This window comes from Microcystis sp. M061S2 (genome assembly GCF_020245605.1).
In the GTDB taxonomy this organism is placed as follows: Bacteria; Cyanobacteriota; Cyanobacteriia; order Cyanobacteriales; family Microcystaceae; genus Microcystis.
On sequence record NZ_JADBUP010000115.1, the window covers coordinates 1 to 25,071 of the forward strand.

Annotated in this window: 25 protein-coding genes and 2 pseudogenes; 19 read left to right on the forward strand and 8 right to left on the reverse strand. The window is 43.9% G+C overall.

Annotated features, from left to right (window positions below; genetic code table 11):
• Positions 1-66: 66 nt before the first annotated feature.
• Positions 67-135, forward strand: a pseudogene (locus IM475_RS18390) (phosphate signaling complex protein PhoU); the annotation flags it as partial.
• Positions 136-291: 156 nt separating this feature from the next.
• Complete coding sequence (gene phoU / locus IM475_RS18395; RefSeq protein WP_287728681.1) at positions 292-960, forward strand: phosphate signaling complex protein PhoU; 669 nt, start codon at positions 292-294, stop codon at positions 958-960.
• A gap of 47 nt (positions 961-1,007) precedes the next feature.
• On the opposite strand, the gene IM475_RS18400 is transcribed toward phoU, so the two are convergent.
• Positions 1,008-1,877, reverse strand: a complete 870-nt coding sequence (locus IM475_RS18400; protein ID WP_287728682.1) for an ABC transporter permease — start codon at positions 1,875-1,877, stop codon at positions 1,008-1,010.
• A 312-nt stretch (positions 1,878-2,189) separates the two neighbouring features.
• Between IM475_RS18400 and IM475_RS18405 the strand changes: the two genes are divergently transcribed.
• Positions 2,190-2,666, forward strand: a complete 477-nt coding sequence (locus tag IM475_RS18405) for an NAD(P)H-quinone oxidoreductase subunit N (protein ID WP_002747620.1) — start codon at positions 2,190-2,192, stop codon at positions 2,664-2,666.
• A gap of 147 nt (positions 2,667-2,813) precedes the next feature.
• On the opposite strand, the gene IM475_RS18410 is transcribed toward IM475_RS18405, so the two are convergent.
• A complete protein-coding gene (locus tag IM475_RS18410) occupies positions 2,814-3,101 on the reverse strand; it encodes a hypothetical protein (RefSeq protein ID WP_287660223.1) in 288 nt (95 codons plus the stop codon).
• Positions 3,102-3,397: 296 nt separating this feature from the next.
• Here IM475_RS18410 and gltX point away from each other — a divergent pair, with 296 nt between their 5' ends.
• Positions 3,398-4,840 (forward strand): glutamate--tRNA ligase, encoded by a 1,443-nt coding sequence (gltX, locus tag IM475_RS18415; protein WP_287728683.1) that lies wholly within the window; start codon positions 3,398-3,400, stop codon positions 4,838-4,840.
• A gap of 261 nt (positions 4,841-5,101) precedes the next feature.
• Positions 5,102-6,184, forward strand: coding sequence for an ATP-dependent 6-phosphofructokinase (locus IM475_RS18420; protein WP_147070365.1), 1,083 nt, complete (start codon positions 5,102-5,104; stop codon positions 6,182-6,184).
• 322 nt (positions 6,185-6,506) lie between these two features.
• Here IM475_RS18420 and IM475_RS18425 read toward each other — a convergent pair whose 3' ends face one another.
• Together IM475_RS18425 and IM475_RS18430 are read right to left on the reverse strand one after the other, a co-directional pair.
• A complete protein-coding gene (locus IM475_RS18425) occupies positions 6,507-6,827 on the reverse strand; it encodes a PEP-CTERM sorting domain-containing protein (RefSeq protein ID WP_287728684.1) in 321 nt (106 codons plus the stop codon).
• Positions 6,821-7,192, reverse strand: a complete 372-nt coding sequence (locus tag IM475_RS18430; RefSeq protein ID WP_287728685.1) for a hypothetical protein — start codon at positions 7,190-7,192, stop codon at positions 6,821-6,823. Before IM475_RS18430 ends, IM475_RS18425 begins: the two co-directional genes overlap by 7 nt.
• A gap of 275 nt (positions 7,193-7,467) precedes the next feature.
• Here IM475_RS18430 and IM475_RS18435 point away from each other — a divergent pair, with 275 nt between their 5' ends.
• The 5 genes from IM475_RS18435 (at position 7,468) to IM475_RS18455 (ending at position 10,819) form a co-directional block, all read left to right on the forward strand.
• On the forward strand, positions 7,468-7,743 hold the full coding sequence (locus tag IM475_RS18435; RefSeq protein ID WP_185238515.1) for a BrnT family toxin: 276 nt from the start codon (positions 7,468-7,470) through the stop codon (positions 7,741-7,743).
• On the forward strand, positions 7,724-7,981 hold the full coding sequence (locus IM475_RS18440; RefSeq protein WP_079209336.1) for a hypothetical protein: 258 nt from the start codon (positions 7,724-7,726) through the stop codon (positions 7,979-7,981). The genes IM475_RS18435 and IM475_RS18440 overlap by 20 nt, the downstream gene beginning before the upstream one ends.
• Before the next feature lie 272 nt (positions 7,982-8,253).
• Entirely contained in the window at positions 8,254-8,499 is a 246-nt protein-coding gene (locus tag IM475_RS18445) for a papain fold toxin domain-containing protein (RefSeq protein WP_287728686.1), read from the forward strand.
• Positions 8,500-8,530: 31 nt separating this feature from the next.
• Positions 8,531-8,920 carry a SpoIIAA family protein gene (locus IM475_RS18450; RefSeq protein ID WP_287728687.1) on the forward strand — a complete coding sequence of 130 codons (390 nt, stop codon included), beginning with the start codon at positions 8,531-8,533 and terminating at the stop codon, positions 8,918-8,920.
• Between the two features lie 180 nt (positions 8,921-9,100).
• Positions 9,101-10,819 (forward strand): methyltransferase domain-containing protein, encoded by a 1,719-nt coding sequence (locus IM475_RS18455; protein ID WP_287728688.1) that lies wholly within the window; start codon positions 9,101-9,103, stop codon positions 10,817-10,819.
• A gap of 510 nt (positions 10,820-11,329) precedes the next feature.
• Here IM475_RS18455 and IM475_RS18460 read toward each other — a convergent pair.
• A complete protein-coding gene (locus IM475_RS18460; RefSeq protein ID WP_287660229.1) occupies positions 11,330-12,271 on the reverse strand; it encodes a DUF1517 domain-containing protein in 942 nt (313 codons plus the stop codon).
• A 188-nt stretch (positions 12,272-12,459) separates the two neighbouring features.
• On the opposite strand from IM475_RS18460, the gene IM475_RS18465 reads away from it, so the two are divergent.
• Both IM475_RS18465 and IM475_RS18470 read left to right on the forward strand, forming a co-directional pair.
• A complete protein-coding gene (locus tag IM475_RS18465) occupies positions 12,460-13,719 on the forward strand; it encodes a phosphopantothenoylcysteine decarboxylase domain-containing protein (RefSeq protein WP_287728689.1) in 1,260 nt (419 codons plus the stop codon).
• 43 nt (positions 13,720-13,762) lie between these two features.
• On the forward strand, positions 13,763-14,062 hold the full coding sequence (locus IM475_RS18470) for a 2Fe-2S iron-sulfur cluster-binding protein (RefSeq protein ID WP_002790976.1): 300 nt from the start codon (positions 13,763-13,765) through the stop codon (positions 14,060-14,062).
• A gap of 63 nt (positions 14,063-14,125) precedes the next feature.
• Here the strand turns inward: IM475_RS18470 and psbQ are convergent, their stop codons facing one another.
• The gene (gene psbQ / locus IM475_RS18475) at positions 14,126-14,566 is read right to left on the reverse strand and encodes a photosystem II protein PsbQ (RefSeq protein ID WP_002784828.1); all 441 of its coding nucleotides are present in this window, start codon (positions 14,564-14,566) and stop codon (positions 14,126-14,128) included.
• A 238-nt stretch (positions 14,567-14,804) separates the two neighbouring features.
• A complete protein-coding gene (locus IM475_RS18480; RefSeq protein ID WP_287728691.1) occupies positions 14,805-15,935 on the reverse strand; it encodes an FAD-dependent oxidoreductase in 1,131 nt (376 codons plus the stop codon).
• Positions 15,936-16,155: 220 nt separating this feature from the next.
• Here IM475_RS18480 and phaA point away from each other — a divergent pair, with 220 nt between their 5' ends.
• The 7 genes from phaA to IM475_RS18515 all read left to right on the forward strand — a co-directional run bounded on the left by phaA (position 16,156) and on the right by IM475_RS18515 (position 24,356).
• Complete coding sequence (gene phaA / locus IM475_RS18485; protein ID WP_287728692.1) at positions 16,156-17,346, forward strand: acetyl-CoA acetyltransferase PhaA; 1,191 nt, start codon at positions 16,156-16,158, stop codon at positions 17,344-17,346.
• A 12-nt stretch (positions 17,347-17,358) separates the two neighbouring features.
• Complete coding sequence (gene phaB, locus IM475_RS18490) at positions 17,359-18,075, forward strand: acetoacetyl-CoA reductase PhaB (protein WP_159296405.1); 717 nt, start codon at positions 17,359-17,361, stop codon at positions 18,073-18,075.
• A gap of 124 nt (positions 18,076-18,199) precedes the next feature.
• Positions 18,200-19,195, forward strand: a complete 996-nt coding sequence (phaE, locus tag IM475_RS18495; protein WP_287728695.1) for a class III poly(R)-hydroxyalkanoic acid synthase subunit PhaE — start codon at positions 18,200-18,202, stop codon at positions 19,193-19,195.
• A gap of 158 nt (positions 19,196-19,353) precedes the next feature.
• Positions 19,354-20,448: a class III poly(R)-hydroxyalkanoic acid synthase subunit PhaC gene (locus IM475_RS18500; RefSeq protein ID WP_110545588.1), complete on the forward strand. Its 1,095-nt coding sequence runs from the start codon at positions 19,354-19,356 to the stop codon at positions 20,446-20,448.
• Between the two features lie 224 nt (positions 20,449-20,672).
• Positions 20,673-21,890 carry a geranylgeranyl reductase gene (gene chlP / locus IM475_RS18505; protein WP_002735532.1) on the forward strand — a complete coding sequence of 406 codons (1,218 nt, stop codon included), beginning with the start codon at positions 20,673-20,675 and terminating at the stop codon, positions 21,888-21,890.
• A 263-nt stretch (positions 21,891-22,153) separates the two neighbouring features.
• Complete coding sequence (locus IM475_RS18510) at positions 22,154-23,098, forward strand: isoaspartyl peptidase/L-asparaginase (RefSeq protein WP_287728697.1); 945 nt, start codon at positions 22,154-22,156, stop codon at positions 23,096-23,098.
• Between the two features lie 70 nt (positions 23,099-23,168).
• Positions 23,169-24,356 carry an FtsW/RodA/SpoVE family cell cycle protein gene (locus IM475_RS18515; RefSeq protein WP_287728698.1) on the forward strand — a complete coding sequence of 396 codons (1,188 nt, stop codon included), beginning with the start codon at positions 23,169-23,171 and terminating at the stop codon, positions 24,354-24,356.
• Positions 24,357-24,954: 598 nt separating this feature from the next.
• Here the strand turns inward: IM475_RS18515 and IM475_RS18520 are convergent.
• Positions 24,955-25,071: pseudogene (locus tag IM475_RS18520) on the reverse strand (IS1 family transposase); the annotation flags it as partial.

Sequence of the window (25,071 nt, forward strand, 5' to 3'; positions counted from 1 at the left end):
CAAAATCGAAAATTTTCTTGTTATCACTGTAGAGAAAGAGTAGTTTTATGTTAAGCGAATCCGACCGTGAGCCTATCCAAAGAAACCAATCATCCCGATCGCACCTATTTCGCTCGTTCTCTCCAGCGATATGAATTATGAATTATGAATTATGAATTATGAATTATGAATTATGAATTGGGGAGAGGGGAGAAAAAATTCTGTCAAGTTCTCTAGACAACTGTACAAAATCTAAAATTTTCTTGTTATGACTGTAGAGAAAGAGTAGTTTTATGTTAAGCGAATCTGACCGTGAGCCTATCCAAAGAAACCAATCATCCCGATCGCACCTATTTCGCTCGTTCTCTCCAGCGATTGGAACAGGATGTGCTGAGAATGGGAACCTTGGTCGAAGAATCCTTTCGTCTTAGCCATCAATCCCTTTTTGCTAGGGATTTGGAAATGGCGAAAAAAATCCCCCCCCTTGACAAGGAAATCGATCGCTACTACCGTCAAATCGAGTTAGATTGCGCCACTCTCATGACTCTACAGGCTCCCGTAGCCCAAGATTTGCGGCTTTTAAGTGCTTTTATGCAATTAGTGCGCGATTTGGAACGTATCGGCGATTATGCTAAGGATTTAGCCGAAATAGCACTCAAGTTATTCGCCTATACTCCCCACGATTGTATGAGTGAGATCGAGGCCATGTCCCACCATGCTCAGTATATGTTAGCCACGAGCCTTGTTGCTCTGGCTGACCTCGATCAAGAAGCAGGTCCAAAGGTGAAAGAACTAGATAATACGGTCGATCGAGCCTATGAATATCTCTATCACACTCTCGCCCATCAAAGAGATATTAAGGGTGTGGTGGAACCAATCTTGCTGATGGCTTTACTAATCCGTCATCTGGAACGCATGGCCGATCACGCCACCAATATCGCCCAAAGGGTATCCTACATTGTTACTGGACAGAGAGGCTGAGGGTGCGGGGTCCTGAGTTGATTTCTCTGGAACTCTGGCCCTTGCTTTTAGCGTTTACGACTCAGGGGGTTTAAAATTTCACTTAACCCCTCTCCCAAGAGGGATAAACCCACCACCATCGTGGTCATTGCTAATCCGGGGAATAAAGTGGTCCACCAGATACCTGTAGATAAATCCGCCAAAGCTTCCTTGAGATCATGACCCCATTCCGGCACTTCTTCCGGTAATCCTAAGCCTAAAAAGCCTAAACCGCCTAAAACAAGGATCGCATCCGCCGCGTTGAGGGTAAAAAGAACCGGGACACTCTGGACGACATTAAAGAAAAGATATTTTGATAGTATCCGGCCTGGACTAGCGCCGATCGCTCGGGCCGCTTCGATAAATAACTCATTTTTAACGCTGGCGGTTTGATTTCTGACCACGCGAAAATATTGAGGAATATAGGCAATACTAACAGCGATCGCTACATTGAGGATACCACGACCCAAAACGAAGGCCAGAGCCACCGATAATAATAACCCCGGCAAGGTGTAGAGGGTATCCATGAGAAAGAGGAGAACGCGATCGATCTTACCCCCCAAATAACCGCTAATTAACCCTAAAGGAACCCCGATGACTAAAGATAATCCTGTGGCCAAAAATACCACGGACAAGGCCGCTCGCGCCCCGAATAGGGTGCGGGAAAAGACATCGTAACCGCGCACATTCGTCCCGAACCAATGCCCAGAACTGGGGGCTTGTAGGGGATAATTGCTTAAAATGTCGGTTGGATCCTGAATCATGCCGATCGCTTGCAGAAGGGGCGAAAACAGGGCAATCAGGATAAAAATAATTGTCAATACCAACCCAACCCCTAGGAGCTTAGTAGTTAGGTTGGGTTTCAGAAAAGGATCGATCGGCAATTTAACAGGAGTCATCGACAAAATTTAGCCATTGCATAGAACGCTAATTGTAGAAGACAAGGCTAACCTGAGACAAGAGCAGTGTTTTTTTCAGACAGCTGGGGCCGAAACGACCATAAACCAGAGCAAGACTGCTAAAGCTAAAACAGTTAGTTTAATGAGGATATAAAGCAGTCCGTTGGGATAAAGGAGATCGTGAAACATATTGCCTCCTTGGGAGAGTAGCGATTGTCCCTCTCTATCTTTGATCCTAAGTCTTTTTCTGTTCACTTGACGCACAACTTAACAAAACGTGCGATTATAGGGAAAAAGATTTTTTTACTAGCTATGGCACTACTGACCACAGGAAAACCATTTATTCGCGATCTGGAACAATACGGTGCTTTAGGTGTTTACGCACCCTTAGAAGGGGGTTACGAGGGACGCTATCAAAGACGTTTACGGGCCACTGGGTACAATGTCCTGCATATCACTGCTAGAGGTCTAGGCGATTTAAGTGCCTATCTTACCGGCATTCATGGAGTCCGTCCCCCCCATTTGGGTAAAAAAAATATCGGTCGGGAAGCAGCCGTGGGACCGGTTTATTTTATTCCTCCCATTGCTACCTATCAATTGGAAAATTTACCCCCCAAATCTAAAGGTTTAGTGATTTGGATTATTGAAAGTTTTGTTTTATCCTCGGAAGAAAAACAATACTTAATTAATCTTAGTCAACAGGAACCCCGGTTAAAATTTGTCCTCGAATTGGGTGGGGAAAGATATTTCCGTTGGCAACCTTTGAGCAAATCTTTAATCGCTGCCTAGAATTACCGAAATAACACGGTTATTGAAATATCTCTGCCTCAAACCCTCTCCCCAGAGAGGGAAACTTCAATTCTTGAGAGTTTGTTGTTCCTCCCTTACCCTTTGGTAGCTATCCATTTTGAGAACTGATATTATCTCAAGATATAGCTAGAATCCCGTAGATTCCCAGCGCTGAAAGCGCCAAGGTTTTAACCAATAGGCTTTTATCTGTCTATTTCCTTCTTTCCAAGTGCATTGAATCTGAGAATTAGCAGGATTCTTACCACATTGGGGCTGAAGATTCAAAATACTAGAGATTTCGCTAGGATTAATCTGAGGATCGGAACCAAAACTTTTTTCGACAATTCTTCTCTCCACTGCCACCTTATTAGTGGGAGTCAGATGGAAATAATCAGACTGGGTAAGCAAAATCGAAGATAATAGAGTTCCAAACATTGTGATTAATCGCAACCTCAGAGATAAAACCAATAGATATCTCCAAAATTTATAAACGACATTCCGCACATCTTCACATACTTTTATATATTCTTACATTCCCCAAGATGTTTTATTGTTCTTCGATTCCCCAGTGCGGTTACTCAGGCCTAACACTCCCAGCTTAATCGGTACAAAAGAACTGATAATTGCTGCTGGCAAACCTGGCTGAAAACTGTCTTAATTTTGCCAGTTGACCTAGGTGAATTTGCCATAATATGGGATATCGTTGCCGCAAAAAACCTAGGAGTTAGATCGTGACAGTTAGAGTTCGTATTGCCCCCAGTCCCACGGGAAATTTACACATTGGAACAGCACGCACAGCCGTGTTTAACTGGCTTTTTGCCCGTCATCACCGGGGTAAATTTATCTTGCGCGTGGAAGATACAGATTTAGAACGTTCTCGACCAGAATATACGGAAAATATTCAAGCGGGCCTACAATGGTTAGGACTGAATTGGGATGAAGGTCCTTTTTTTCAAACTCAACGCCTTAATTATTATCGTCAAGCCATTCAAACCCTGCTCGATCGAGGTTTAGCCTATCGTTGTTATTGTACCCCGGAAGAATTGGAAAAAATGCGGGAAGAACAAAAAGCCCGCAATCTTGCCCCCCGTTACGATAATCGTCACCGTTATCTCACCCCCGAACAACAAGCGCAATTCGAGCAAGCGGGGAGAAAAGCAGTAATTCGTTTTATTATTGATGACGATCGAGAAATTATTTGGCAGGATTTAATCCGGGAAAAAGTTATCTGGAAAGGTAGTGATTTAGGTGGCGATATGGTGATCGCTCGTACCTCGGAAAATGCGGAAGAAAACTTCGGTCAGCCTCTCTATAATTTAGCGGTAGTTGTTGATGATATCGATATGGAAATTACCCATGTTATTCGTGGGGAAGATCACATCGCTAATACGGCTAAACAAATTCTTTTATACGAAGCTTTAGGGGCAAAAGTGCCGGAGTTTGCCCACAGTCCTTTGATCTTAAATCAGGAGGGTCGTAAGTTATCTAAACGGGATGGAGTCACTTCGATCGATGATTTCCGAAAACTGGGTTTTTTGCCGCAAGCTTTGGTTAATTACATGACTCTCCTCGGTTGGACTCCTCCCGATTCCACTGAAGAAATTTTTACCCTTGAAACGGCCGCAGAAGTGTTTAGTTTAGAACGGGTAAATAAAGCGGGGGCAAAATTTGACTGGACTAAACTGGATTGGATTAATAGTCAATATCTCCATCGTTTAACCGGTGAGGAATTAGTGCCTTTACTTCTCCCCTACTGGCAAGAAGCAGGGTATAATTTTGATGCTGAAACCGATCGAGCTTGGTTGATCGGTTTGGCTACTCTCATCGGTCCGAGTTTAACTCGTTTAAGCGATGCTGTCGCTGAAAGTCGCTTACTTTTAACCCCTCTGGCTAATTATAATCAGGAGGCTTTAAGTCAATTACAATTAGAGGGAGTTAAGGATATTATCAAGGATATTCTCGCCGCTATTACTCCCGATTTGACTGGAGAAGTTGCCAAGGGAATTGTGGAGACAACCACTAAAACCCATCGGGTTAAAAAAGGTCTAGTGATGAAGTCTCTGCGGGCCGCTTTGATGGGGGAGTTACACGGTCCTGATTTAATGCAGTCTTGGCTACTTCTCAATCAAAAAGGTTGGGATCTATCCCGTCTTCAGCAAGCAGTAAATAGTTAAATTGATTGACTATCAGTTATCAGAAAATTTCCTGTATATTAGGGTTGACAAATGCCCTAAGATTGCTATATACTTTCTAGTATAATGGGAATCCGTGTCGCCCTGCATACCCTGCTCGTGATCGATTACTGAGGGGACGGGGGCAGATTTTTCGGTTTTTTCCCCTAACTGTCAGGGGCGATCTAGAAACTTTCTTAATTTTTAGGCATTATCCGCAACTTTTCCCTAAATATAGATTTGTTAATCTCCTGACAAAAACCTATGGGTGAAAAAAAACGAATTGGAATTCTCACCAGTGGTGGCGACTGTGCGGGTTTAAATGCCGCCATTCGTGCCGTTGTCCACCATGCCAGTGGCAATTATGGCTGGGAAGTGGTGGGTATTCGAGAAGCAACGAACGGATTAGTTAACCGTCCCCCCAAAACCACTATCTTTGATATTGAAGGAGTCGATCGCCTGTTGGTGATGGGAGGAACAATTCTCGGTACTACCAATAAGGGGGATCCCTTCGCTTTCCCGATGCCCGATGGAACCCTGATCGATCGCTCTCAGGACATCATTGACGGCTATCATAGTCTGGGACTGGATGCCCTGATCGGCATCGGTGGCGATGGTAGTCTGGCGATTTTGCGCCGTATTGCCCAACAGGGAGGCATTAATCTGATTGGTATCCCCAAAACCATCGATAATGATGTGGGAGCTACAGAAGTCTCCATCGGCTTCGATACAGCTACTAATATCGCCACAGAGGCCCTCGATCGCCTCCATTTTACCGCCGCTAGTCATAACCGGGTGATGATTCTAGAAGTTATGGGTAGAGATGCCGGCCATATCGCCCTAGCTGCCGGTATTGCGGGGGGGGCCCATATCATTCTCATTCCCGAAATTCCCTACCGATTAGAGAAGATCTGCGAGAAGATCCGGCAACGGCAGCGTCTGGATAAACAGTTTTCTCTGATTATTGTCTCCGAGGCTGTGCGTACCGAAACTGGCAATCGCCTAGTGCAAAAGGAAGCCCTAGGGGAAGATCGTCTCGGGGGTATCGGTCGCTATTTAGCCGAAGAAGTTGCCAGGGAAACCGGGGCCGAAACGAGAGTGACTTTCCTGGGCCACATTCAACGGGGGGGCATTCCTTCTCCGATGGATCGCCTACTGGGGGCGGCTTTTGGCGTGGCGGCCGTGGATCTGATCGCCAGGAGGGAATTCGATCGCATGGTGGCCTGGCAAAATCGGCAAGTGGTCAGTGTTCCCATTGAGGAGGCGATTAAAACCTATCGCGTCGTCGATCCCGAAGAAACTTTAGTCAAAACCGCCAGGGGTTTGGGTATTTGTCTAGGGGATTGAGATTAAATCTAGGGGAATCGGTGCGAGAATTAATCCTTAAGTATCGCCCTTTCCCCACTGATTAAAATTACCAATCAAATAAAGAAGTTATTTCACCATTAATATAACTGCTGTAATTAACTTCCTTTATGGCATAAAATTACAATATCTATTAAATTTTACCCTATCGGTACAAAAAATCTTTTTTTACCACAAGAAACTACTTTTGAGCAATTAATTAATAAAATTTAATAAGTAGAAGCACAGGCAAAACATAAAACCCCCTCAACTGACTGAATGAAGGGGCATTTATGGTATTTTTGGTGGGCAATTTAGCCTACTTTTATGGTTTGAGTTTGCGCTTGAGGGTTGAAGCTGCGCCGAGAGTGCCGAGAGCTAGGAAGCTGAGAATCGCGGATGGTTCGGGAGTGTCACGAGGTACTACGCTGAATCCATTAAATCTCCGACAAAAAGGAATCTCTGGAAGAGAGTCGGTCGTACATTTTCTTCTGAATGTCTGAGGCAGTGGATTATTACCATCATTATATTTGGTATTAAAAAAAGTCACAAATGCTGATTCAAAGAGAACATCTGGGATACCATCTTTAACAGGTATATAGCGGTAAGCGCTTGAGTGAGATACAGACCAAGCCTTGCCTAGCATGGTTTATAGCTCGTGACACTGTACTTCATACGACTGCACACCGCTATAAGGACTTTAAAAGTATATGTTCGAAGTTCTTTGCCTGCAGTTAAATTACTATCATAAGTTTGATCAAATGATAGGATTTTCTCATCCTCTCCCTCCCTAATAGCTAGTTCATCAATGCCTAATGCAAATTCTATTCGACGAACAGGATACTCAGGATCAATCTTTTCTATTGCTACTGATGCACTAACTAAATCACCGGGTTCTGCTGGTATTTGCTTAGGTGCTGGTTTAATAATAAGCAAATTTACAGCTTTCGCTGGTAAAGAAAGGCCAGAAAGAGTAAACATTGTAGCCAATAAAAACGATTTTTTAGACATTTTTGACCCCCTCGAATTTAATTAGTTATGGAGTAGTTTATTGCACACTGGTCTTGCAGTAATTGAATCCTCCTCTTTGCCAGATCAAGCAACAGAGCAACCCAACACCAAATGAAGATGACAAAACTCCACACACTACCCCCCCCACAACTGTATTAAAAGCTACAATTTAATAAATCTTTACATTCCTCTCCCCTTAGTCCCTCGCCTTCGGGAGCGATAGATTAGTATAGAGTGGGTGAAAACAATTTTTCTCCATTGATTTCGGGTGTCTCATGCGTATTCAATGGGATGAAGCCAAACGACAGCGAGTTTTAACAGAACGTGATATTGACTTGACTCGGTTAAACGATCTGCTTTACAAACCTTACATCGAAGACCAACGCTCTGAGCAGCCAGAACAATATCGGATTGTTGGCTTTGCGGGCGGAACGTTAACAACATTCATCGTAGAATACAGAGTCGATGAAGTCGGTGATTACATTTGGGTTGTCACCGCTTGGAAATCAACTAAACAGGAGCGCAAAAGCTATGAGGAAACAGTCAACTGAAATTAAAGATATTGAGGAAATTGCTCAACAAGCACATCTAGGGAAAGATGTCTCTGAGCATTTCACAGGTAATTTTCAGGTTAAGCAACAGATTAATCTTGATTTTCCCCCGGAATTACTACGAAGCATAGATGTAGAGTGTCAATTGCAGAACATGAATCGTCAGGATTGGATCAAGATGGTTTGCGTTGAAAAACTCCGTGCAATTCAATCTAGCAGAATAGCCAATACTGTTTAGTGGGGTCAAAGTATCCTACGCTACAATTTAATAAATCTTTACATTCCTCTCCCTAGCTTAGGGATTGACAGGGGAAGATTCCCTCGCACCAACTAGCTGATAGACTAGGGATACCAGCTTTCCTTTGGGAGTGAGAGAGTGGTTAAGTTAACCGATTCCCAAATTGATCAAGAAATTGGCAATATTGTCAGTCAATTCCAGCTTTATCAATGTGCAGTAGCTAACAGACAACGAAATTGAGGGAAAAGTGATCGAACTGAAAACGCGCTATCATGATCAAGATTATCTCATCAGCGATCGCGTCGGGAATGATCGATCAATCAATTACGATCAATGGAAAACACTATGGGGTAGAAGTGAGGGGAAGAGTATTTGATCATCTGTCTCCTCAAGGAATGAAACGAGAGGATTGGCTGAAAGATTTTCATTGCCAAAGTGAAGAGTTTATAAGCTACAATTTCGGGATTATAGCTCGTCTAGTAATTCTGGTGAAACCGTCTATTTGTGATAGCATATAGTTAGACTTCGACCATTTGGGAGAGGCAAACTATGATAGATTATAATTTAGACGCGGCGCATAGCATTCTGTATATGCAACCTACATCTGCACTGGCGGCGGAAGATTTTGTCAAGATTGCGGAGGCAGTGGACCCCCACATTGAAGCCACTGGTGGCCTTGCTGGCGTAATCATCGAAGTTCCCACGTTCACTGGTTGGGAGAGTTTTGGTGCCTTGGTCGCTCATTTCCGGCTGATACGCGACCATCACAAGTACGTCAGTAAAGTTGCCGTGGTGACTGATTCCACTCTGGTTAAACTGATCGAAAGTCTGGCTTCCCACTTTGTCTCGGCTGAAGTCAGGCAGTTCCCGTGGGGGGAAACTGAGGTAGCGACCCAATGGATATTGGCAGGCTCTACACTACCCCTAGTGGTCTCCTGACTTTTCAAACATTCTCTTAGGCTGCTTGGCAGCCTGGCGACTGGGCTATGGCTTTCCTACCAGCACTTTTTGAGAATTTACGGATAATGATTCCTGAATCTTTAACTGCTATACTATCTGGGGACTTAACAAAATTGAGTCCCTATTTTGTTGTTTTGATGAACTGAGTTGAAGAGAGAAATGCCGATCACTTCCCTTACCAATCTGGACTACTATGACCGGGTGAATCCTGACCTATTGCGCTTATTACCGCCAGATGCCTCGGTGATTGTGGAAGTGGGTTGCGGCACGGGCGCGTTGGGGCAGTATTATAAGAAAATTAATCCAAATGCTAATTATATAGGCATCGAACTGAATGCCCAAGCGGCCGAAATTGCGAAAACTCGGTTGGATCAAGTCATTGTCGGCAATGTCGAAGCATTGGATTTAGGGACTATCATTCTGCCTAATAGCGTAGATTGTTTGATTTATGGTGACGTTTTAGAACATTTACAAGACCCCTGGCGAGTATTAAATCAGCAAATTACTTGGCTTCAACCCGCTGGCCAAGTCCTAGCCTGTATTCCCAATATTCAACATTGGAGTATTCTAATTAATCTGTTAAGAGGAGTCTGGGAATATGAAGATGAAGGGTTATTAGACCGCACTCATTTGCGTTTTTTTACGTTATTGAGTATTAAAAAATGGTTTGCTGAAGCAGGATTACAAATTTATGAGATTCAGACACGAGGACAGAAAAATGAGAATTTTCAAACTGCTCAAAAACTATTGGCTCCCACCCTTCAATCCCTGGGCATTAATGCCGAACAATTTGCAATTCAAACAGGAGCCTTTCAATATGTAGTCAGAGCCTTAAAATCTACCCAAGCACCTCGCCCTTTACTGATTCAAACAATGATGATGGTTCCCCTGGCTTGCGATCGCGTCCGGGTCTTAGAACCGGATCAGTTCAGTGCCACCATTCCTGGTGTAAGAACCGTTTCCAGTGTTAAATCGGCGGATTTAGGAATTGCCCGGCCAGAGGAGGAAAAAATCTTTATTTGGCAACGGGGAGCTTTACAACCGGATGAACTTGCCAAAATTCAGGCCCTTTTAGCCAAAGATTATTTAATTATTGCTGAAATGGATGATGATCCCCGTTTTTGGCCAGAACATGAACAAAATCAATTTTTAACCTATCGGGCTTGTCATGGTATTCAAACCACCACAGAGCCGTTAGCAGCATTTTTTCGTACCATTAATCCCAATGTGGCTGTTTTTCCCAATCAATTGGCCTATCTTCCCCCCCAACGGCAATATCCCCAAAATAATACCGTTAAGCTCTTTTTTGGAGCCTTAAATCGTCAAGCAGACTGGCAAGCTATTTTACCCACCCTCAATCAAGTCTTAGCCGACTACGGAGAGCAAATCTCTGCCCAGGTGATTCATGATCGAGAATTTTTTGAGGCATTAGCCATTACCAATAAAGCTTTTGAACCCTTTTGTGATTATGAGCGGTATCAAGCCCTATTAAGAACCTGTGATATTGCCTTGTTGCCCCTCAATCCGACAGCCTTTAATAGTATGAAATCTGATTTAAAGTTTATTGAATGTGCGGGTCATGGCGTGACCGTTTTAGCTAGTCCCACGGTGTATGAAGCGTCTATTCAATCCGGTGAAACGGGTTTAATTTATGATTCTTTAACTGAATTTTCTGCACAATTACGACAATTAATTGAAAATCCTTCTTTTCGGCAACAACTGGCCAACAATGCCTATCAATGGGTCAAGCAAAATCGCTTACTGGCCCAACATTACCGCCAGCGAAGGGATTGGTATTGTCAGATGCGGGACGAATTACCCCGTTTAACCCAAGAATTATGGCAACGGGTTCCAGAGTTACATGAGAATGTTAACTAATCTTCTTTCATTCATAGGTAGGGTCTGCTAAAAAAGTTTATTGGTGGGGTTAGGAGTCAGTAGCCAGTCGTCGGGAGGGGAAGTCAGAATAACAGAATGACCTTGCACGTCTGGAAAGTGCCAGGGTTTTGAGTCCCTATTTCGATTTCTCGACGTTTATTTCTGGCGATTTTTGGGCTAAAAAAGTGCTAAAATCGTTTTCTAGTAAGGCTTCCAGTAATTTTCAGCAAGCCCTAACTAATCTTCTTTCATTCATAGGTAAGCAGGACAAAGACCCTAGCCCAATGGCACCTAAAGAAATAGAGTGGTTATAGCAATGGCGGCAAGAAGGAAAATTATATCATCATTTATTTATTTAACTCTATCTCCCCGATGAAGTAGCCCCTTAGAGTGGGTTACGCTGTCACTAACCCACCCTAAAATCGCAGCATGGGAGCAATTGGTTAATAATCAAAAAATCTCCCTGTCAAAGGGAGATTTTAGCCAATATCTGGGATTATCCCCGACAAATTACACTAATTTCAGATCGGGATAATTGGCGAGAATGTCATCTTGACTGAGAATATCACCCTCGCTTTGGGGAGTCCAAATCACTTCTACTGCTAAAAGTCGATCGCCTCCCATACTACCAATTTGTTGCAGGGCCTGTTTCAAGTCTTGGGAATCATTAATTTTGGCTAGGGAAAATTTACCAACAATGCCGGCTAAAATAGTCACCAAAATATAGCCTTCCGGTGCGGTTTTAGCTAATTCTCCAGCCGATTCGGGTAAAATATTTTCTCTAGAACCTTGACGCAATTGATTATTGTAATTAGTTAAGGTTTCCGCCGTTAGTTTACCGCGTTCGTTGAGAGACCACTGATTAAACTTCGCTTCTGCACTGCTAAGGCTGGTTTGTTGGCAATCGACGTTACCATAAACCCAGTATTCCGGATGACGCAACAGGGCGAGGGCCGATTCTTGTAAGACTTCGACGCGTCCCTCGGAGGTGCTAGTATCCACAGTTAGGGCGATTTGATTTAATTCTTTTTGCAGATAACGGGCATTAGCCAACAAACCCACCTGTACTTTAGCCACGGAGACGGTTTCATAACCGGATTCTATCGTCATACCGTTTTCATCACTGCCTCCACCATTACGGAAAGCATTAACGAGGAAATTGGCAATAGCAAAAAAGATTAACAGAGATATTAAGCCACCGCCACCACCACCCCAAAAGAAGGGTAAGAGGAAGGGAAAACCAATACCTCCACCGTAACCGGGGGAACTGTAACCACCACCTCTAGAAGGGCTAATACTGCGACTAGGGGCGCGAAAACTACCGCCACCCATTCTACCCCCCGATGCCGCCAAAGCACTGGGAATAGAACCGAAAATCAGCGTTGTCACTAATCCTAGAACTAATAGCGGCTTGGCAAGCGATCGAACTTTAGTTAAAATTTTGTCAATCATAAGAACACCGAAGCAACCCTTTATTTACTAGGATAACCAGTTTCTCCCTCAGAGATAGACAAATCCCGAATAGGGATAACCGAATCAGTCATCAGTGATCAGTTATCAGTGATCAGATTTGAGTTTTCAGTTCACTGTTTACTGTTTACTGTTTACTGATCACTGACAAAACCCCCACCCCCAAATTTATGACTTGGAATTTCTCCCCTCCCACGGATTCGGACTTAGGCGATCGCGAAGTACCCTTAGAAAGTCATCATCTCTGGGGTAAACGGATTGCTTTACTGGTAACGGGAGGGATTGCGGCCATGAAAGCGCCGCTAATTGCCCGATCTTTGCGGAAATTCGGGGCCACAGTCGTGGCTTTTGTCTCGGAAGAAGCTTTAAGATACGTCACTAGGGAAGCTTTGGAATGGAGTACGGTTAATCCTGTAATTAGCCAATTAACGGCAAAAGCAGAACATTTAAGCGATCAATCTCCCTTTGATCTTTATTTAGTCGCCCCCGCTACCTATAACACGATTAATAAGTTTCGTTACGGAATCGCTGACGGAGTGATCACTTCATGCTTGGCCTCGGCCTTGGGACGACAGGAAAAGGGAAAAACTAAAATTCTGCTTGTCCCCACCATGCACGGCAGTTTACATAATGCTATTCTGAGCGAATCTTTGCAAACTCTCGATCGCTGGGGAGTTGAGATTATGCCACCCCGGGATGATTACGGTAAACACAATCTCCCCGGGGAAAAAGAGATTACCGTGGCAGCCTGTGGGATTCTCAGTAATTCTGTCCTGAAAAATAGGCCGATTTTAGTCACTGGTGGACCCACACCAGTGATTATCGATAATATCCGTCGTTTAACCAATCGTTTTACCGGACAATTAGGAGTCGCTATTGCAGAAGAATTATACCTGCGCGGGGCCAAGGTGCAGTTAATCCACGGACGCGGCAGCTATACACCCCCTGCTTATTTACCCCATGAAATCATTGAAACTTATGACGAGTATCTAGGGAAGGTGATGGGAGAATTAGAGAGTAAAGATTATAAATTTGGGATTTTTTCGGCAGCAGTGGCAGATTATCGCTTAGAAAGCCCTTTTTCTGGTAAAATTCCCAGTGGAGGGCAGTTAAATCTTAATTTTGTGCCGACGGAAAAAGTGATTGACAAGGTGAGAGAAAAATTTCCTGATTTAGAGATGGTGACTTTCAAGTATCAGGAGGGAGTCAGTCAGGAGGAGTTACTGGAAATCGCCCGTAAACGCCTAGAAAAGGGCTATCAGGCGGTCATTGCTAATCGGGGTGAGGAAAAGGGCGATCACGGGGAACAGGTGGCTTATTTGGTCACAAAAGCGGCACTGGGGAAATTTATCGGTAAAAAAGCGATCGCTATTGGCATCGCCGAATATTTAGAAGAGCGAGCCAAAAATGTTACAATCAAAAAAATTTAATATTTTTTAATATTAATTTGCAAAAATTTAGGGTAACACAGTCATGGGTAACATCAACTTCGTCAAAGAGAATAAGATCGTGGTAGCGGCAGATGGGGCGAATTTACGAGAGAAAGCAATCCAGAATGGCGTTGATATCTACACTTTTGGCGGTAAATTGATGAATTGTGGCGGTTACGGTCAGTGTGGTACTTGTATAGTGGCAATTGTTGAGGGGATGGAAAATCTCTCGGCTAAAACCGACTTTGAACAGCGCTGTCTGAAGAAAAAACCCGAAAATTATCGTTTAGCCTGTCAAACCATGGTTAATGGCCCTATTAGCGTCCAAACTAAACCAAAATAGCATTTATCGGTTTTTGAGCTGCGGCCCGATCGGTGATCACTGATCACCGATCACTGATACAAACTAACTAGGAACAATATTTAAGAAAGCATCGAAGTCTTTTAATGCTTCTTGGAATTGAGTAGCAGCGAGACTAGCATCTTTTTCTTTGGCTGCCGCATCGATACGTTCAAAGTGAACGAAAAGATTTTTCGCTAACTGCTTGGCCTTTTCTTGGTCTTTGGGCAGTAAATTACGGGATAATCCTACCATTTCCTGACGCAATTGCCCCAAAGGACCGTGGATATAGGTGCGAGTATCTACCCAATTTTTGTCAGCGATGAGGTCTTGCAAAACGCTCATTTTTTCGCGAAATCCTTCTATGGGTTGGATGTAAACCTGTAACTGTTCGATTTTTTGCGGACTGTAAACAGTGGGGATAGTTGCTTGGGGACCACTGCAACTAACCAGCAGCGTAGTAACTAGGACTAAAACTAGGGAAATAATCGAGCGAAGACGTGGCATTGGTTTATATGTACTATTTAACAAACTATTGACGTTCTCTCCCTTAACCAGTCAAGGTATCGGGACGATTTTTACTTTATCAGGTTGTGGGATTCCCAAATCAGATTTTACTCCCAACGGCCTTGACAGTAACTCGGTGTTATTGGACGATAATCAGCAATTTTGCCTCTGATCCCCCCTTAATTCCCCCTTGATAAGGGGGGTGTCTGATAATTTTTAACACCTACCTACTTATTGATTACAGCTTAAACTGTTTCATAAAAGCTCGATCGATCCGATCTTTCCATGACCATAATAACGGTGATTGCCAGCCAAAACCGCCCCAAGATGCGATCGCTTGTTGGTCTCCTGTGCCGATTAAACTCAGATAATTTTTCTGGGGAAAATAGGGTTTTAATGGCTGATTTTGCAGAATTCTTGCTAAATTATCGAATAGGGGTTTTCCTTGTCGGACGGCAAAAACTCCCGCTTTCGGACGAGGATAATCTGGAATCGTGGCAATATCTCCCACGGCAAAAATATGGGGATGAGACAGGGATTGCAGATAATTATTCACTAAAATAAACCCTTTTTCATCTGTCAGTAATCCTGACGCTTTAATCCAACTAGGGGCCGAGGCAGTCGTTACCCAAATTGTATAATCCATGGGTAAAACTAAACCCGATGAACAGATAATCCGATCTGCTTGCACTGCCGTCACATCCGTTGATAAATATAATCTAATTCCCTTTTGTTTAAAAATATTCTCTAAACGTTGACCGACCCAATTATTATGGCCTGGTAGTAGTTTTTTTCCTCGATGAATTAGAGACAAATTCAAATTACTGCTAGAGTTGAGAATTTTGGCCAAACGGGACTGCATATTTAAAGCTAATTCTACCCCGCCCGCGCCACCACCAACAATGACGATATTGAGAGGATTATTAGGGTTACTAACCGCTTTTTTGAGGATTTCTTGCCATCCTTCCCGAAAAATCGGCACCGGTTTGGCGGGAATAGGGTATTCTTTAGCACCGATAACATTATCTACTGCTGGGATGCTGCCGATATCGATCGAGAGATAATCAAAGGGAATCGGTGAAGAATTATGACAAATTACTTGACATTTTTCCGTATCTATAAAATTAGCCTTGTTTAAACAGAATTGCGCTTGAGAATACCTAGCTAGAGAAGGTAAATCGATATGAGTCTCAGCAAAATCATAAAAACCGGCGATGTGGCCGGGTAACATTCCCGAATAGGGGGTATGGGTGACATCGCTAATTAAAGTTAATTGAACGTTTTTTAGGGGTGATTGCCCCCAAAGACGAAGGGCGATCGCATGACTGTGACCACCACCGATAAAAACCAGGCGCTTGACTAAATCCATAAAAAAAAGGGGATTGCTGCCGGAAAAGTTAAATTCTAATGAATATATCTTCTGACACAGAAATTCTGTTGCAAGATCGAGAGTAGATAGACAAAAACTCAAGGCATCGAGGCCAGGAACTTGTAACCAATGACAGTCAATTGGGATTTTGATCTTTTCGGACTCGATATTCTTAAGTAAATTCTATCTATTATCTTCGCTTCCCAATAGAGAGAAGTCTATGCAAGAAGTTTATATCGTGGCCGCTGTCCGGACTCCAATTGGTCGTTTTGGTGGGGGATTGATGGGATTATCCCCGGCCGATTTAGGGGCAACAGTGATGAAATCCGCCCTAGAAATCGCTAATTTGCCCCCAGAAGCCCTAGATTTGTACATTTTCGGCAATGTTTTGGGAGCGGGCCACGGCCAACTCATCCCTCGACAAGCGGCGATTAAAGCGGGAATTCCCGTAAGCGTGGACGGATATCGGGTGGATATGGTTTGTTCTTCGGGAATGATTGCCGTTAGTAACGCTGCCACCTCAATTCGCGCCGGAGAAGCGGCTCTCGTCCTCGCTGGTGGTATTGAATCCATGTCCCAAACTGGCTTTTTTCTCTCCCATCGGGCCCGGTGGGGTTATAAATTCCTCATGGGTGCGCCGGAACAATTAACGGATTTATTACTCCACGATGGCTTAACCGATGCTACCACGGCTGAGGGCATGGGTTCCCAAGTTGATCGCCTCTGTCTCGATCGCGGGGTTTCTCGGCAAGCATTGGACGAAATTGCCGCCTTATCCCACCAAAGAGCGGCCACAGCCACAGAAAAAGGCTGGTTTAAGGGCGAAATCGTGCCAATTGAACTTAAATCTAAGAAAGGTTCCACAATTATTGCTCAAGATGAGGGTATTCGTGCCGATAGTACCCCAGAAGGTTTAGGAAAACTGCGGCCGGCTTTTAATCCGTCGGGAGTTTTAACCGCAGGGAATAGTAGTCAGATTTCCGATGGGGCCGCCGCTATCCTTTTAGCCAGTCAAAAAGCTGTGGATCAGTACGGTTTAAAACCAATTGCCAAAATCCTTGGCGGCGCTGTGGGTGCTGGAAAAACCGATCGCTTCCCAGAATTCCCCGTCCTCGCGGTGAAAAAATTACTGGCATCTCTCAATAAAACGATCGAAGATTTCGATTTAGTGGAAAATAACGAAGCTTTTGCCTTAAATAATCTGCTTTTTGAGATGGATCTGGGGTTAGCTAGGGAAAAACAAAACGTTCACGGTGGTGCGATCGCATTAGGTCATCCCATCGGTGCTTCCGGTGCGCGGATTCTGGTGACGTTAATTAACGCGTTGAAAGTACAGGATAAAACCCTCGGTATGGGGGCCATCTGTCATGGGACCGGTGGCGGAACAGCGATCGCAATTGAAAGAGTTTAGGAGGAAAAAGCTATGGTATCTCTCGGACTAGAGGAAAAAGTTATCGTCGTTACCGGCGGAAATCGAGGCATTGGGGCGGCTATTGTCTCTCTTTTGATAGATTTGGGGGCCAAGGTGGCTTACACGGATTTAGTCACCGATAATCCCCAGGGTTTAGGCATTGTCGCCGACGTGACTAAGTTGGAATCCATGGAAGCGGCAGCTCAACAAATTGAAGCGGAATTGGGGCCGGTGTACGGCATCGTCGCTAACGCGGGGATTACAAGAGATAACTTTTTCCCTAAATTAACGCCGCTAGATTGGGATTTAGTGATTAATGTCAACCTCAAAGGGGTTAATCACACGATTAAACCGTTTATTGAGGGAATGTACGAACGACAAGCGGGATCGATCGTTTGTATTAGTTCTATTTCCGGTGATCGCGGTAATGCCGGCCAAACTAATTATGCGGCCACAAAAGCGGCAGTTATCGGTTTAGTCAAATCCCTAGCGCGAGAAGCTGCCCGTTATAATATTCGCGCCAATGCGATTGCGCCGGGGTTTATTAACACGGAAATGACTTTAGCGATTCCCGATAAAGTTCGCGATAAAATCACCGCCGAAATTCCCTGTCGTCGCTTCGGTGAACCCGCAGATATCGCCTGGGCAACTGCCTATTTACTCTCTCCTATTGCCAGCAGTTATGTCTCTGGAGAAGTCCTCAGAGTTAATGGGGCCCATCACACCTAATCAGTTATCAGTTATCAGTTATCAGTTATCAGTTATCAGTTATCAGTTATCAGTTATCAGTTATCGGGTGTAGGGTGGGTTAGTAAACTAGCGAAATCAGCGTTAAAGGAAAAGGGCAAAAATAATGGATAAACCGACACAAGCTTGGAGTGAGATGGCCGCCGATTACGTCAATCTTTGGACAGAAACTGGGGCAAAAATGTGGTCAAGTTGGTTTGATATGATGGGGGCGATACCGACTCCTATGGGCAATATTAAACCAGAATTACAAGAGGCAACCCAGCGCTATTTTGATAATCGGGATTTATTGATCAAATTCCTAAAATTATCGATGGAAGCTTGGGAAAGTATCTTCCCGAAAATGCAAACAGGAGAAGACTGGCAAACAATTTTAAATAATTATACCCAACAGATGCGCGGTCAACTGAATAGTTTTACTACTACCACTTCCCAAAGTAGTCAAGATGTCAGTCAACTATGGACAATTTACCTGCAACAATTACAAAGTCTCAATCATTTATGGTTCGATCCTTTCGTCCTGTCAAATGACACAATAACCAAAGCTTGGTTAGGTAATACTTCTTCCTTGATTGAACTCAATAATATCTATTGGCAGAAGTTTTATGATGAAACTTTTGGCCAATGGTTACAGATGCCTTTATTGGGATTGCCACGAGAATTTAACCGCAAATTACTCGATAGTTTTGAAACTTGGCGCATTCTTTATCAGGCTAGTATTAACTATCAAATTGTGCTGGCTGATATTCAAGTGAAATCCTTTGAAGCTTTAACTAAAAAATTAGTTTTCTTAGCAGAAAAAGGTCAACCTGTCAAGGATTGGCGAGAATTTCAAGATGTGTGGAGTGTTGTCGCTGATGATATTTTTGAAAAGGCTTTTTGTCAACCAGAAAACCTAAAAGTAAGGGGAAAATTTATTAATTCCCTCAATGATTATCGCCTCAAACAGCAGGATTTGATGGAAATTTACCTGCGATCAATGAATCTGCCTACCCGCAGCGAAGTCGATGAAATTCATCGGACTATCTATGAATTACGCAAAGAGGTAAAAAGTCTCAAAAAAGCTTTAGGAGAAAAAAAAGAAATAGAAAGTAACAATTAGTTAATTGTGCTTGACAATCAGTTATCAGTTATCAGTTATCAGTTATCGGATTGCAGTTTTAAGTATATAGTGTTAGGTGAAAACTTCGGAACTTTCTTTTCACTGATTACTGTTCACTGCTCACTGAAAAATCCCCACTTCCCTAGGAGAATTAAATTATGTGGCCATTTTTGACGCAAGTGAAACTGGAAGATTTTACCCAAGATTATCTAGAATTAACTCAAAAAAATCTCAAAGGTTTAGACAATCTCAAACGAGTTAAAGAAGAAGATATTCAGTGTGGAGTCTCGGAAAAAGAAGCAGTTTATCGGGAAGATAAAATCATTCTCTACCACTTTAAACCCGTGGTTGAAAAACCCTTCGAGATTCCCTTGTTGATGGTTTATGCTTTGGTCAATCGTCCCTACATGGTAGATTTACAGGAAGGGCGTTCTTTAGTAGCAAATCTGCTGAAATTAGGCTTAGATATCTACTTAATTGATTGGGGATATCCCACCAGAAGCGATCGCTGGTTAACCCTTGATGATTATATCAATGGTTATGTGGATAATTGCGTCGATTTTATTCGTCAAAGTCACCATCTCGACAAAATTAATCTGTTAGGAATCTGTCAGGGGGGAACCTTTAGTTTATGCTATAGTTCCCTCTATCCCGATAAGATAAAAAATCTGGTGACAATGGTGACACCGGTGGACTTTTATCAAACCGAGACCCTCTTAAATATGCGGGGGGGATGTTCCTTGGGTTCCGAAGCATTAGACATCGATTTAATGGTAGATGCTATGGGCAATATCCCGGGAGATTTTCTCAACTTAGAGTTTCTGGAATTGAAACCTTTACAGTTAGGTTATCAGAAATACCTTGATTTTCCTGACATCATGGAAGACGAATCAAAATTAGTTAATTTTCTGCGTATGGAAAAATGGATTTTTGATAGTCCTGACCAAGCGGGAGAATCCTATCGACAGTTTCTCAAGGATTTCTATCAGCAAAATAAACTGATTAAAGGGGAAGTGATGTTAGGAGATAAACGGGTAGATTTACACAATCTGACCATGCCAATTCTCAATCTTTATGCGGATAAAGATCACCTTGTACCTCCCGCTTCTTCCCTCGCTTTAGGGAATTATATCGGTACTTCTGACTATACCGCTTGTGCTTTCCCGGTCGGACATATCGGAATGTATGTCAGTGGCAAAGTGCAACGGGATTTACCCCCCGCTATTAGCGATTGGTTGAAAGCAAGAGCTTAACAATCCTCGCAGCTATCCCCTTTTCCAATTTGGGAGAGGGGTGTAACACAATACAACACATCGATAAAAAAACATCTACGGGCAGTAAAATAAACTTTTGTAACAGAGGATGTTAAGCACTGTTGCAAGATCGGGCAGAATCGGAGGATATCGTTCCTTTCGGCTAAACCCCTGTGGTACACTGCAAAGCGTACTCGCTCGTAAGTATGTAGGAGAAAACCTGAGTGTTAAGAGTCGCTGTTGTGGGTTCAGGGCCGGCCGGTTCTTCGGCGGCAGAAACATTAGCTAAAGCAGGCATTGAAACCTATTTATTTGAACGCAAATTAGATAATGCTAAACCCTGTGGTGGAGCGATTCCTCTCTGTATGGTGAGCGAATTTGACCTACCTCCTGAAATTATCGATCGCCGGGTGAGAAAAATGAAAATGATCTCCCCCTCGAACGTCGAAGTCGATATTAATCTCGATAATCAAGACGAATATATCGGTATGTGTCGTCGGGAAGTCCTCGACGGTTTTATGAGAGAACGCGCCCATAAATTAGGAGCGCATTTAATCAACGGAACCGTTTACGGTCTCGACATTCCCACCAATAGCACCGATCCCTATACCCTACACTACGCCGATCACTCCCACGGCAATTCCCAAGGGGAAATGAAATCTCTGAAGGTGGATGTGGTTATCGGCGCCGACGGTGCTAATTCCCGCATTGCTAAAGCTATTGATGCTGGGGATTACAACTATGCGATCGCTTTCCAAGAACGCATCCGTCTTCCCCAAGATAAAATGGCCTACTACGAAGATCTGGCCGAAATGTATGTAGGAAAAGACGTATCCCCCGACTTCTACGCTTGGGTATTCCCCAAATACGATCACGTCGCCGTCGGTACTGGCACAATGAAGGTCAATAAAGCCATGATTAAAGACCTACAAGCCGGTATTCGCGCTCGCGCGGCCCGTCGTCTGGAAGGAGGCGAAATCATCCGCGTGGAGGCTCACCCCATCCCCGAACATCCCCGTCCTCGCCGTGTAGTCGGTCGCGTGGCCCTCGTAGGCGATGCTGCGGGAACAGTTACTAAGTCTTCGGGAGAAGGCATCTATTTCGCCGCTAAATCAGCGCGGATGTGTGCGGAAACCATTGTCGAAGTCACTAACGGCGGCCAACGTATCCCCACAGAGGACGAATTGAAACTCTACCTCAAGCGTTGGGACAAGAAATACGGTATGACCTATCTGGTATTAGATATCCTGCAACGGGTTTTCTACCGTACCGATGCCACCCGGGAAGCTTTTGTGGAAATGTGTTCCGATAAGGATGTACAGAAGATGACTTTTGACAGTTATCTCTATAAAACCGTTGTTCCCGCTAATCCTCTCGTACAGATGAAGATTACTGCTAAAACTATCGGTTCTCTCCTGCGCGGTAACGCTTTGGCCCCTTAAAATCCATTGATAACCGGAAAACCCAATCTCCCCATGGCGGTGGTTGGGTTTTCTTTTGGGTTGTCCCTTCTTGTCTTATCTAATTCAAATAAAAATGCCGAAAAAATATTTGATAAGCTGTTAAGCAATTTAAATGCGCGGGCAGCTGACAGTACAGGTTATGGCCTTTTGTTAAAGGGGAAGTCAAGATATATGGTGTAAATGCGCTACTATTTAATGGTAAAGCCGTCCTCAAGAGACGGGGTTTCGGACTCAATTTTTCGATGACCAGAGTAAATCCGAAGTTAATTATTCATGGGGGAGCGAGTTCCCTAGAGGATAAAGGTGGTTTAGAATCAGTGCGCGATTCTCTCCGGGGGATTGTCAAGAATATTTACAACCTCCTTGACAATGGTGCTACTGCTGTGGAAGCGGTGACAAAAGGATGTATGTTACTGGAGGATGAACCGCGATTTAATGCTGGGACTGGTTCGGTGGTGCAATCGGACGGTCAGGTGCGAATGAGTGCAGCCTTGATGGATGGTCGTCACCAGCGTTTAAGCGGTGTCATTAACGTCTCGCGGGTACAGAATCCCATTAGCCTGGCTCAATTTCTCCAAAGTCAAGAGGATCGCATTCTCTCGGAAATTGGGGCTGCCGATCTGGCCCGAGAATTACAAATTCCCCTCTATGATCCCCTCACCGATTATCGGATTCAAGAATGGATGGAGGAAAGAAAGACGAATTTTAATCGCAAAATGGCCCGTTTATTCGCCGACTCCTCAGCGCGACGGGGAACTATCGGAGTGGTGGCCCTTGATCAACAAGGAGACATCGCCGCCGGAACTTCTACCGGAGGTAAGGGATTAGAAAGAATCGGTCGCGTTAGTGACAGTGCCATGCCGGCCGGCAATTATGCCAATCCATGGGCCGGAGTAAGTTGTACGGGGGTCGGGGAAGATATTATCGATGAGTGTTTAGCCGCTAAGGTGGTCATTCGCGTCACCGATGGTTTTTCCCTCGCCGCTGCCGTGAAGAAATCGATGCACGAATCCCAAACTAATGGTCGGGATCTGGGCATGATTTCCCTCGATCGTCAGGGTAATATTGTTTGGGGGAAAACGGCGGAAATTCTCTTGGCTGCCTATCACGACGGTCAGGCGATCGGTGATACCCTAGAATGGCACGGTGAAAACGCGGGTTTAATCGGTCATGTAGCCGTCGGATAGTGGAACAAACCGCGATCGAGCCTAGTCTTTTCGGTTAATCTCTGCAAGATACTTCTTCTCGAAAATCTCCGTGTGGCAATACATTATTCCTATTTTTGACCCCGATGTGAAAAACTGGTCAGCCGAAGCGCGATTATTGCGCTGGATGACTTTTTTGTGGCTGTCAGTCGGGTTAGTCGTGCTTTTTTCGGCTTCCTACGCTCTGGCTGACAGTCGCTTTGATAACGGACTATACTATTTTATCCGCCAATTAATCTGGCTTTGGATTGGCTTAATTGGCTTTAATTTCCTGGTGCGATTGCCGATCGAGAAACTCCTCAAAATCGCCCCCTGGATGATTTTATTAGTTTTAGGATTAATTTTGATCACTCTCATCCCCGGTTTGGGAGCTAATATCAATGGTGCCACCCGTTGGATTAAAATCGGGCCGATTCTCTTGCAACCGTCGGAATTTATGAAACCGTTTCTCGTCCTGCAAGGGGCGGCGGTTTTCGGTGGTTGGCCGCGTTTAAATGTCAATCAACGGTTAACTTGGATCGCTATTTTTGGGCTAATTCTGGCCGGCATTCTCTTACAACCTAACTTGAGTACCACTGCTCTGTGTGGTATAACTCTCTGGCTGATCGCTCTTGCCTCCGGTCTGCCTTTATCCTACATGACCAGCACCGCTTTACTGGGTGTAACTGTGGCTGTGGTTAGTGTTACTTTCCGCGAATACCAGAGAAAACGGATTTTATCTTTCTTAGACCCCTGGCAGGATCCCCGGGGTGATGGTTATCAATTAGTGCAGAGTTTACTGGCGATCGGTTCTGGCGGAACCACCGGCAGCGGTTACGGTTTATCCCAACAAAAATTATTTTATCTACCCTTCCCGGATACGGATTTTATTTTCGCTGTCTTTGGCGAGGAATTTGGTTTTATTGGCGGTATTTTACTGTTAATCATGCTATTTCTCTACGCTACTCTCGCCCTGATCGTGGCGGTTAAATGTCGTCATCGCATCAAAAAATTAGTGGCGATCGGGGCGATGGTAATTTTAATCGGTCAATCCCTGTTAAATATCGGTGTGGCCACTGGTTCTTTACCCACTACGGGCCTACCTTTCCCTCTCTTTAGCTATGGCGGCAGTTCCAGTTTAGCCAGTCTCTTTTTAGCAGCCCTCTTAATCCGCGTGGCTAGGGAAGAAAATGACCCCGATCCAGTTCCCACCAGTAAAAAAAGTCCTCAGAAAACTGTCTCGGTTTTCGGTGATCGGTGATGGGTTGGGAATTATGAATTATGAATTATGAATTATGAATTATGAAGTGGGGAAGCTGTCTCATCACCCTATCACCCTATCACCCTATCACCCCAAGACCCCAAAACCCTAACACCCCAAAACCCCAAAACCCTATCACCCTATCTCCTGACGACCGACTCCTAACCCAATGTTCGACAAAGATAAGCAAAAATTATGTACTGACTCCAAAAACTTGAGAATATTTGAATTAACATTTCGCAATATTTACAAATTCTTAAAAATTAATTGAGAAAGATTTTTATTTAACAACGATGTTATGATGGTTACATCGATTTTACTGAATTTCATAATGGCTTATCTTGTGCCTTTTTGGACAGCAACGCTTGAAACCCTTGCCACATATAGAAGGTAATCCTAATTAAGACAGGTAAATGAGTCAATTTCACCCACAACGATGATCTTTTTTTTGTGTAGTTTTGTTGCAAAAAAAAAGTTTTTTTGACAAAAAGCACAAAGTATGCTGCTGTCAACGGAATTCGTGGGTGTTGGGGGAGAGAGGGGAGAAGGAGAGCAGAGAGAATAAATAAAAACAGGCGTTGCTGAATTAAGCTATGAATCAGTAAGGAATAGGCACTTCTTGAAACTTCAGATAATGAATTAATAAACGAATAGAGTATCCTAACATTTCTGTAGACTTAGAATAGCAGAGTGTTTTGCGATGCAATCGGGCTAG